The organism is Nocardioides zeicaulis, assembly GCF_042432345.1.
GTDB lineage: Bacteria > Actinomycetota > Actinomycetes > Propionibacteriales > Nocardioidaceae > Nocardioides > Nocardioides zeicaulis.
This window is the reverse complement of the sequence record NZ_JBHLXH010000001.1, coordinates 3,604-5,624: the sequence shown is the minus strand read 5'-3', so window position 1 is coordinate 5,624 and position 2,021 is coordinate 3,604. Positions and strand designations below refer to the sequence as shown.

General features: G+C 71.5%; 3 protein-coding genes. 1 reads left to right on the top strand and 2 read right to left on the bottom strand.

Annotation, left to right across the window (positions count from 1 at the left end; translation table 11 throughout):
* Both ACFFJG_RS00030 and ACFFJG_RS00025 read right to left on the bottom strand, forming a co-directional pair.
* On the bottom strand, window positions 1-325 hold a 325-nt coding region (locus ACFFJG_RS00030; protein ID WP_378519426.1), incomplete at its 3' end, for an FGGY family carbohydrate kinase.
* Between the two features lie 60 nt (window positions 326-385).
* Window positions 386-1,102, bottom strand: coding sequence for an MIP/aquaporin family protein (locus ACFFJG_RS00025; RefSeq protein WP_378516568.1), 717 nt, complete (start codon window positions 1,100-1,102; stop codon window positions 386-388).
* 214 nt (window positions 1,103-1,316) lie between these two features.
* Here ACFFJG_RS00025 and ACFFJG_RS00020 point away from each other — a divergent pair.
* Window positions 1,317-2,021: glycerol-3-phosphate dehydrogenase/oxidase (locus ACFFJG_RS00020; RefSeq protein ID WP_378516567.1), on the top strand; the 705-nt coding region annotated here is incomplete at its 3' end.

Genomic DNA, 2,021 nt, shown 5'->3' with positions numbered 1-2,021 from the left:
GCGTGCGGGTGTCCTGCCACACGATCGCGTTGTAGACCGGCTGGCCGGTGTTCTTGTCCCACACCACGGCGGTCTCGCGCTGGTTGGTGATGCCGACGGCCTCAATGTTCTTGCTGTTGAGGTTGGCCTTGGCCAGGGCGCCGCCGATCACCTTGCGGGTGTTCTCCCAGATCTCGATCGGGTCGTGCTCGACCCAGCCCGCCTTGGGGAAGATCTGCTCGTGCTCGACCTGGTCCACCGCGACGACCGAGCCGGAGTGGTCGAAGATCATCGCGCGGGTGCTCGTGGTCCCCTGGTCGATGGACAGGATGTAGGTCTTGGGCATCGGTGCCTCCGTGGGTGGGTGCTGGCTGGGGTGACAGGACTGGACGGGTGGTGCGGGGGCTCAGACGAAGCCGACGGCGCGGGCGGCCAGGCCGCCGAGGGTGCCGCCGACGAGGGGTGCCACGACGGGCACCCAGGCGTAGTCCCACCCGCTGCTGCCCTTGCGGGGGATCGGCAGCAGCGCGTGCATGATCCGCGGACCGAGGTCGCGGGCGGGGTTGATGGCGTAGCCGGTGGGGCCGCCGAGGCTGGCGCCGATCGCGACGACCAGCAGCGCCACCGCCAGCGGTCCCACCTGGGTCGGCGTGCGCCCGAAGGACAGGATCACGAAGACCAGCACGAAGGTGCCGATCACCTCGGTGACGACGTTCCAGGCGTGGGACCGGATGGTCGGCATCGTGCTGAAGACACCGAGCTTCGAGCCCTCGTCGGCGTCGGGGTCGTCGAAGTGCTTCTTGTACGCCGCCCACGCCAGGGTCGCGCCGAGCATGGCGCCGAGCACCTGGGCGACCAGGTAGGTCACCACCTCGGCGAACGACAGCCCCGAGTCGCCCGCCGCGAGGATGCCGAAGGTCACCGCGGGGTTGAGGTGGGCGCCCGACTTGTAGGCGACGTAAACGCCGGAGTAGACCGCCAGGCCCCATCCGAAGTTGATCATCAGGGTGCCGCCGGCGTTGCCGCCGGTCTTCGGCAGGACCACGTTGGCCACCACGCCGCAGCCGAGGAGGATGAGGATCGCGGTCCCCATCAGCTCGGGAAGGAAGATGTCGGTGAACACACGCTTTCCTCTCGTCAGAGGACGCCCGAGAACGTGACGTGGGCCACAGGCGCCTGGGTCGTCGGCATCCTTGCACAGCCCGCCGAGGGCAGCGGTGCCCGAAGGGGCGGTCCCGGTCCCACGGCGCCTGAGTAGGGTGGGAGCAACGGTCGCCGGGCCGGCGTGCCACGACGGCCGGGACCCGTCCACACCCAGCTCTCGGAGGTGCACCGCCATGCCCCGATCGTCCCGACTCGGCCCCGACGAGCGCGCTGCCGGCTGGGCCTCGCTGGCCGACGCCGACATCGACGTCCTGGTGGTCGGTGGCGGCGTGACCGGCGCCGGCGTCGCCCTCGACGCGGCCACGCGCGGCCTGCGGGTGGTGCTCGTCGAGCAGCGGGACCTCGCCTCCGGCACGTCCTCGCGCAGCTCGAAGCTGTTCCACGGCGGCCTGCGCTACCTCGAGCAGCTGAACTTCTCCCTCGTGCGCGAGGCCCTGCGCGAGCGCGAGCTGATGCTCACCCGCATCGCGCCCCACCTGGTGCGCCCGGTCTCGTTCCTCTACCCGCTCCAGCACCGGGTCTGGGAGCGGCCCTACGTCACGGCCGGCCTCACCCTCTACGACACGATGGGCGGCGCACGGTCGCTGCCGCGCCACAAGCAGCTCACCCGCACCGGCGCCCTCAAGCTCGCGCCCGGCCTGCGCCGCGACGCGCTCGCCGGCGGCCTGCTCTACTACGACGCCCAGGCCGACGACGCCCGCCACACGATGATGCTGGCGCGCACCGCCGCCTCCTACGGCGCGACGGTGCTGCCGTCGGTCAAGGTCACCGGCCTGACCCGCGCCGGCGAGCGCATCGTGGGCGCCACCGTCACCGACGTCGAGACGGGGGAGGAGCAGACGCTCTCCGCCCGGGTCGTCATCAACTGCGCCGGCGTG